Source organism: Nostoc flagelliforme FACHB-838 (genome assembly GCF_014698065.1).
Classification (GTDB): Bacteria; Cyanobacteriota; Cyanobacteriia; order Cyanobacteriales; family Nostocaceae; genus Nostoc; species Nostoc flagelliforme_B.
In genome coordinates this window covers 1-6,816 of the sequence record NZ_JACJSI010000317.1, presented here as the reverse complement: position 1 = coordinate 6,816, position 6,816 = coordinate 1, and the positions used below count along the sequence as shown (strand labels likewise).

Here is a 6,816-nt window from a genome sequence, read left to right as displayed (position 1 = left end):
GGTAATGCGAGGTCAGTTGGCGCACCAAACCCGAATGAATACTTGCTATCAGGCAATAACGTAGTTTTACGTATATCTATTGATGCTAAATCGTTGCTACCCTTTCTTCTGGGATTGCTGATATGTTCTTGAATTATTTCGTACAATTTTTGCTCTATCCACAAAGCTTGAGAGAGCAGAGGCAGTAAAGCAGTAATCTTTCCCTTTCTGCGTCTGTGATGTGACTTGGAAGACTCATCCCTACTGGGTGTTTGGTTCGTTTATTGCCGTCGGGGTTGTATTTATTTCTGTCGAGGCAGTAAAGCAGCTTGAGTAAATGGGTGACATTGCACTGAGCGTTTCTGGGAGCGCCGCTTTGGTTTTGGTAATAGGCGATGCGAAATTTCCTATCTTCTGCTCTCTCTAACTGGACTAAATACTGCTTGATGAATTTGTAATCACCTCTGGCGTTGACTTTGGAGCGAAAATCTACTGGCGTTGTAGTATTTGAAGCTAGGGCTATATCTTTGGCTGATTCTTCAGTCAGTCCAATGTGGATCGTAATTTTTACCCTAACTTCGGTTAAATCATATTTGTAATTTTTTGCTTGCTCAAAGGCTAAAACTGTATGCCCACCGTTCATAATCCCATCGCTACCGCCCTCGTTAGCTTCTAAAATTTCCAGTTCTAGCTCGGTTTTATTTCTGTTGGGCTTAACTTTATTGGCTGACAGAACGATTCCACTGTGGCGAGAGAAGAATTTTGCAGGTTCGGTTGTCAGCGAGTCGAAGATTTGTCTGTAGGTCGCGCTTTTGCGGTTGGGTTCCCTGATATTGGGTTCTAAGGGGAGGTCTATAGGGAAGCTGTCTACATGGGCTGTGGCGATAATGCAATTGGGGTTGGCTTGAAAATAGTTATCTATTTTAATATTCCAAGTCTTGGGCATAGTTTATTTCTTGGGAACTAAAATTTCTATGTTAACTAAAACTAGTACAGGACGGCATAAATAAACCATCCATCCCAGATCAATGAAACGCTTACGATGTATTAATTTTGAATTTTGAATTTTAAATTCCGCCTTGCGGTACTAGTAGTCTGCCAAGGTAACTTTGCTAAGTAAAACCTCTAATTGGTAAAATAGCCAAAAACGGGGTGTAACATGGCGAAAAAGTACATTGTTGACTTGAATGAAGGTGAAGTTTCTCAACTGCAATCGATAATTAAGAAAGGTAAGCATAAGGCAAGAACCATAAGTCGTGCAAACATTCTTTTGATGGCTTCCGAAGGAGAAACGGATCAAGCGATCGCTGACACAGTTAGAGCGCATATTGCCACAGTACAACGGATACGAGAAAAATTTGTCATTGGTGGGTTAGATTTTGCTTTAAAGGATGAAGCTCATCCACCAAAACCAAAAAAATTAGACGAAAAACAAGAAGCATTCTTAATTGCGACTGCTTGTTCTAATCCACCAAGTGGAAGAGTGCGCTGGACAATGCAATTATTAGCAGATCATTTAGTGAACGTTGGTATCATAGATTCAATCTCAGATAAAACAGTACGTCAAACTTTAAAAAAAATGAAATCAAGCCTTGGTTGAAAGAACAATGGTGTATTCCTGAAGTTAACGCAGAATATGTTTTTCGAATGGAAGATGTGCTGGATCTATACAATGAACCTTATGATCCTAAACGCCCTGTAGTATGCTTTGATGAACGTCCATACCAATTAGTGGAAGAAGTAAGACTTCCTTTGCCACCAGAGCCAGAGCAGCCTGAACGTTATGATTTTGAGTATAAACGTAACGGGACAGTAAATTTATTTGCATGTTTTCAACCCTTGGCAGGCTGGCGGCATATCGAAGTTACAGAACGTCGAACTAAAGCCGATTTTGCTAAACAGATGAAAATTTTAGTGGATGTTTGCTACCAAGATGCCGATGTTATTCGTTTAATAGTTGATAACCTAAATATTCATACCCCCAGCGCATTATATGAAGTTTTTCCACCAGAAGAAGCACGTCGAATTATTCAAAAGCTAGAGTTTCACTATACTCCTAAACACGCTTCTTGGCTAAATCAAGTAGAAATTGAATTATCTGTTTTATCTCGCCAATGTTTAGAACGGCGTATTCCTAATGCAGAAACATTAACTTCTGAGATTGCCGTTTGGGAGAAACAACGTAATCAGCAAAAAGCTAGTGTCTATTGGGATTTTCAAACCAAAGATGCTCGCCGAAAAATGGAGCGTTTATATCCGAATTTAACCTAGCAAAGTTGACTTGGCAGACCACTAGGACATAAAAAATTGCGTTCAGAACTTCCCACATATCAACTTCACGCTTGCGACCACCGGGTTTTTGTTTTGGAATCATGTCACTCATAAATTCATATTGAACACGGGTTAGATTGCTGGGGTATGCTCTTTACCCATGTTGCTCACGAGAGTGCTGTCTACTATCTATTCACAGCGTATACTGAGAGAGTTTTTTTACCATCTCTCCAACTTTTCAAACAGCCTCTTAGGCAAGGGGTGGAAGTTTGGGATAGATAGAAATTTTTAAAACAAAATATTATTCCTGATTTGAGTAAGGCAAACTTAGTGGGATTAGGATCAGTGTGCACAGTCCGTTCTCGTGTGCATCGTTTTGGGTAATCAACCAAGACTAGATCTGGAACAAAACGTTGCTTCGAGATTGGCTGCAACATGAGTCAGTACCTGACCGATCACAGAGCTTGGATCAGTCAGTGTTAATGGTTTTCCTATATCTCCCCCAGCGCAGATACGAGCCTCAATTGGAATTTGACCCAGTAGATGAGTGCGAAGTTCGGTTGATAACTGAGTGCCGCCGCCATTACCAAAAATAGGCAGAGCGTTTCCACTGTGATTGCAAATCAGATAACTCATGTTTTCCACAACGCCAAGCACTGGAACACCGACCTGACGAAACATATGAACACTGCGACGGACATCAGCGATCGCGACTTGCTGAGGAGTGGTCACTAAAATGACACCGCAAATTGGGCTTTCTTGAATGATGGTAATTTGGGCATCTCCGGTTCCAGGAGGTAGGTCAATTAGTAGGTAATCCAAATCACCCCAATCCACTTGCTGAATAAACTGGGTCACAATTTTGTGCAGCACAGGCCCACGCCAGGCAAGAGGATGATCAGGTTCGGCGAGCAGTCCGACGGACATAACTTTAATTCCATGCGCCTCTAATGGTAGAAATCGTTGCCCGTTTGGGGTACCGATTACCTGTACATCAACGTGTCCTAATCCCAGCATTTGAGGCACATTAGGGCCATAAACGTCGGCATCAAGCAACCCGACTTTTGCCCCTTGCAGACTGAGAGCCACTGCCAAATTCACAGCCACCGTTGACTTTCCCACACCTCCCTTGCCGCTTGAAATTGCCAGGGTTGTCCGCACACCCGGAATAGTACAAGGCTGAATATAGGTCTTTTTGCACCAGGATAGAGGGGATAAGGTTGCTTGAATCTGTTCTTGCAAGTGGTGCTGATACTGACCAATGTAGAGCCGCAGGTAAATGTAATCGTCCACAACACGCAAGTTACGCACCATTCCTAGACTAACAATATCGTTTTTAAGAATGGGTTCAATTACCTGCTTCAAGTGCTGAACAACCTCTTGTTTACGTGTTTCTGCAAGTGAATCAATTGGTATAGCAGTAGATGGATTAATGGGCTGAGAGAGTGTTTGTAAATTAGGCATTGGAGTGTTCCTGCAAAGATTCCTGAATCGACTTAATTGCCCGTTGAGTGTAGATGCAGACATCTCGATCCGGATCATCTAAGGCTTGCTGAAGTGCATTCAGAGCGGCTGAATTTTTCAACGCACCGAGAGCGATTGCGGCATCTCGACGGACATCGGAATATTTATCGGTAAGAGCTTGAATTAAAGCGGGTAAGGTGCGATTGTCGGGTGTTTTTTGCAGAGCTTGCAGGGCAAACTTTCGCACTTGCCAGTGGCTATCTGCTAATGCCATCTCCAAAGCAGATACAGCCGTTGGATTAGCGTGTAGTGCTAAGGATTTGGCCGCGTTGCGGCGCACTTGCCAATCCACGTCATTAGCCAGAGCGTGACAAAGGACAGAAACAACATCCGCATCTGCTAAGTGTCCCAACGTTAATGTGGCTGAACGTCGGACTGCTGCGTCTGGATCGGACAGAAGGGCGATCGCAGATGGGGACTGTTTCACCTGATTCAGATAGCGCAGCGTGGTGACAGCAGCTTCTCGTAACTCTGCCCTGTCTGATTTAAAAAACGGCAGAATATAGGGTAAGGACTGCACGTCATGAATCTTTTGCAGCAGAAACAGCACACTCAGTTGCAGACTGACGTTCTCTTGTTGCAATGCATCTAGCAGTAACAGCAGATGATCGGGAGACACTAATTCTCCTAGAGCTGATCGCGCTTCGTCTCGAATCTCTTCATCCGGTGATGCCAGACATTGGATTAGGGCTGGAACAACAGCAGGGTTTGCCAATTCCCAGAGAGCCGTTACTGCTAACTTTTGCACCGTGATACTCTCGTCTTTCAGGGCGGTGATTAAAGGTTCCAGAGCATCCTCATCACCTAAATGTTGTAAAGTTTTGACAGCAACCAGGCGATCGCTTTCATTAGGCGATCGCAGCAGTTCTAGCCACTGATTCAGTTCAGAGTCGATATTTGCAGGCATAGACACTCTTCTAGCGCAATAGGAATGGAATTTGGACGGTGATGGCTCCTGTAGGGCATTCCTTTTCGCAGGGGAGACAGAACCAGCACTCGTCGTATTTCATGTAGGCTTTGCCTGTTTCGGGATTCTTGGCTAACACATCTAGGGGACAAACTTCGATGCAGGCTGTGCATTTCTCCAAACACTTTGATTCATCCACAGTGACGGGAACATCGACTCGTTGATTGATGAATGCCATCCGATCAAAAACTCCTGTTGTGAGTGATTATTGATGTGATCAATTGTTTATCGGGTTGCAACGTCGTAGACTTCTCTGTTGACATCTACTTCAACAACGTATGGATTAACAGGACGCTTGAACAATACCATTTCACCAGACTCATTCTTTTTCAAGTTGACGTGGCAAAACCATTCTTCATTGTTCTTTTCGGGATAATCTAAACGGTAGTGATACAATCCCCAGCGACTTTCACGACGGTAAAGAGAAGCACGAGCTGCCATTTCGGCACAATCGCGAATGAAATGAACTTCCATACAGCGCATTAATTCGTGCGGATCATGGGCACCCATTAATTCCAGGGTTTCTTGATAACGAACAAAGTTTTGCAAGCCGATTTCCATCTTCTGGCTCACTTTGGGTGGTTGCAAGTAGTCATTTACAAGTCGCCGCAGCTTATATTCCACCTGAGTATGAGGGATGCCATTGGATTGGTTGAGAGGGGCGTAGATTCTGGCTTTTTCTGTCTCTAGAAACTCTGGATCGGGTTCAAGGTAATCTAAATTTTGGATGTAGTCAATCGCGTTCTCTCCTGCCAAACGACCAAACACAAATGCGCCAATCATGTAATTGTGGTCACGTTATCCATTGGCGTGCAAAATCGCACAATTCCCGCGATCGCGGCAGGGCTAATCATGCAACGGTTAGGCTTATTGGAACACTTCCTTCCAAAGGGCGGACGCTATAGTGCCACTCGATATCAGATTCGTTGGTCAGACTGGACTACAGGGGCACCGATCGTCGAGGGACTGCATTCTGGACAGTTAGATATCGGCATTTTGGGTGACTATCCATTGCTGTTGAGTGCTGTGCAGCCAGAACAGACGGACGCTCAAAAAACTCGTTTGGTTAGTTTTGTGTCATCGAATCCCGATGGTTCTTGTAATGCAGTGATTGTGCCGCATCAATCGAATCTGGAGAGCCTTGAAGACTTGCGTGGACGGGTGCTTGCCGTTCCCTTCAAATCTTCGGCTCACAGTATGGTGATGCGATCGCTACAAGCGGCGAATCTTTTGAGTAATGTTCACCTTGCTTCCTTGGAACATCCGAATTCTGCTAAAGCCTTTGAGTTCCCAATTCATTTAGCCGATAGCTACGCTCACTTTGCCCCCTTCCCTGATGTCGCTTGTCGCCAGGGAAAATTCCGCTATCTATCTGATCAGCGTTTAGAGAATTTGCCCGTGTTCTATGGAGTAGTGGTTCGCGCCGAGCTAGCAGACTGCTATCCCGAAGTTGTGATTGCTTATTTGAAAGCCTTAACCGCTGCTCAACAGTGGTACGACAGAACACCCGTTGCACTTCGGTTAGTGAGCCAGTGGACACGAGTGGATACTGAAATCATCGCTCAAATTTTAAGCACGTCCGATCCAAAAAGCCAACCTGGACGCTTTTTTTCAGAAACTGCTATGCGTTCAGATTGGTTGAATTTACACATTCATCAACTCAGTCAAATACCAGGAAATGAGCATCTGAAGACAATTGATTTGAATCATTGGGTTCAACCAGAGTTTTTACAGAAAAGCAATTTATGATTTGGTGGCACCTAAACCACAATGTTTAGTCATTAATGATTTGGTTAGTGCCATTTGTTATTATTTCCAGTTCCAGGAAACCTCTTTTTTTGTAATGCCAGTCTCATAGCTAAACTTAGCCCAATCTTCTAAAGTTTGTTTGATCCCTGGTGTGACTTCCACAGATACATCCTCCAGTTTTGTTACTGTATAATTTGGGTCGTCCTTTGAGACTCAATACGGTTCGGTTAAGCCCAAAATCAGGTAAGGTGAGGGTTATTCCCTGAATGCACTGATGTTGAATGCAACTCAAAGAATTCTCACTGATCTCACCTGTAGTCGAATCA

7 protein-coding genes and 2 pseudogenes are annotated in these 6,816 nt (G+C 44.0%); 2 read left to right on the top strand and 7 right to left on the bottom strand.

Annotated elements, in window-relative coordinates:
• Window positions 1–925 (bottom strand): annotated as a pseudogene (locus H6G97_RS42140) (AIPR family protein); the annotation flags it as partial.
• Between the two features lie 213 nt (window positions 926–1,138).
• Here H6G97_RS42140 and H6G97_RS42135 point away from each other — a divergent pair.
• Window positions 1,139–2,250, top strand: a protein-coding gene (locus tag H6G97_RS42135; protein ID WP_242055963.1) for an IS630 family transposase whose coding sequence is annotated in 2 segments (ribosomal slippage) — window positions 1,139–1,559 and window positions 1,559–2,250 — 1,113 coding nt in all. Because the reading frame shifts where the segments join, the coding sequence is not laid out codon by codon here.
• A gap of 22 nt (window positions 2,251–2,272) precedes the next feature.
• Here the strand turns inward: H6G97_RS42135 and H6G97_RS42130 are convergent.
• The 5 genes and pseudogenes from H6G97_RS42130 to H6G97_RS42110 form a co-directional block, all read right to left on the bottom strand.
• Window positions 2,273–2,362, bottom strand: a pseudogene (locus H6G97_RS42130) (IS5/IS1182 family transposase); the annotation flags it as partial.
• A 272-nt stretch (window positions 2,363–2,634) separates the two neighbouring features.
• On the bottom strand, window positions 2,635–3,714 hold the full coding sequence (locus H6G97_RS42125) for an Mrp/NBP35 family ATP-binding protein (RefSeq protein WP_190946504.1): 1,080 nt from the start codon (window positions 3,712–3,714) through the stop codon (window positions 2,635–2,637).
• Complete coding sequence (locus tag H6G97_RS42120) at window positions 3,707–4,681, bottom strand: HEAT repeat domain-containing protein (protein WP_190946503.1); 975 nt, start codon at window positions 4,679–4,681, stop codon at window positions 3,707–3,709. The genes H6G97_RS42125 and H6G97_RS42120 overlap by 8 nt, the downstream gene beginning before the upstream one ends.
• A 10-nt stretch (window positions 4,682–4,691) precedes the next feature.
• Complete coding sequence (locus H6G97_RS42115) at window positions 4,692–4,919, bottom strand: 4Fe-4S dicluster domain-containing protein (RefSeq protein ID WP_190946502.1); 228 nt, start codon at window positions 4,917–4,919, stop codon at window positions 4,692–4,694.
• A gap of 47 nt (window positions 4,920–4,966) precedes the next feature.
• Window positions 4,967–5,524, bottom strand: coding sequence for a hypothetical protein (locus H6G97_RS42110; RefSeq protein ID WP_242055962.1), 558 nt, complete (start codon window positions 5,522–5,524; stop codon window positions 4,967–4,969).
• A 6-nt stretch (window positions 5,525–5,530) separates the two neighbouring features.
• Here H6G97_RS42110 and H6G97_RS42105 point away from each other — a divergent pair, with 6 nt between their 5' ends.
• Complete coding sequence (locus H6G97_RS42105) at window positions 5,531–6,490, top strand: ABC transporter substrate-binding protein (protein WP_199350052.1); 960 nt, start codon at window positions 5,531–5,533, stop codon at window positions 6,488–6,490.
• 115 nt (window positions 6,491–6,605) lie between these two features.
• Here H6G97_RS42105 and H6G97_RS51990 read toward each other — a convergent pair.
• The coding region (locus H6G97_RS51990) for a hypothetical protein (protein ID WP_206759161.1) at window positions 6,606–6,816 on the bottom strand (211 nt) is incomplete at its 5' end.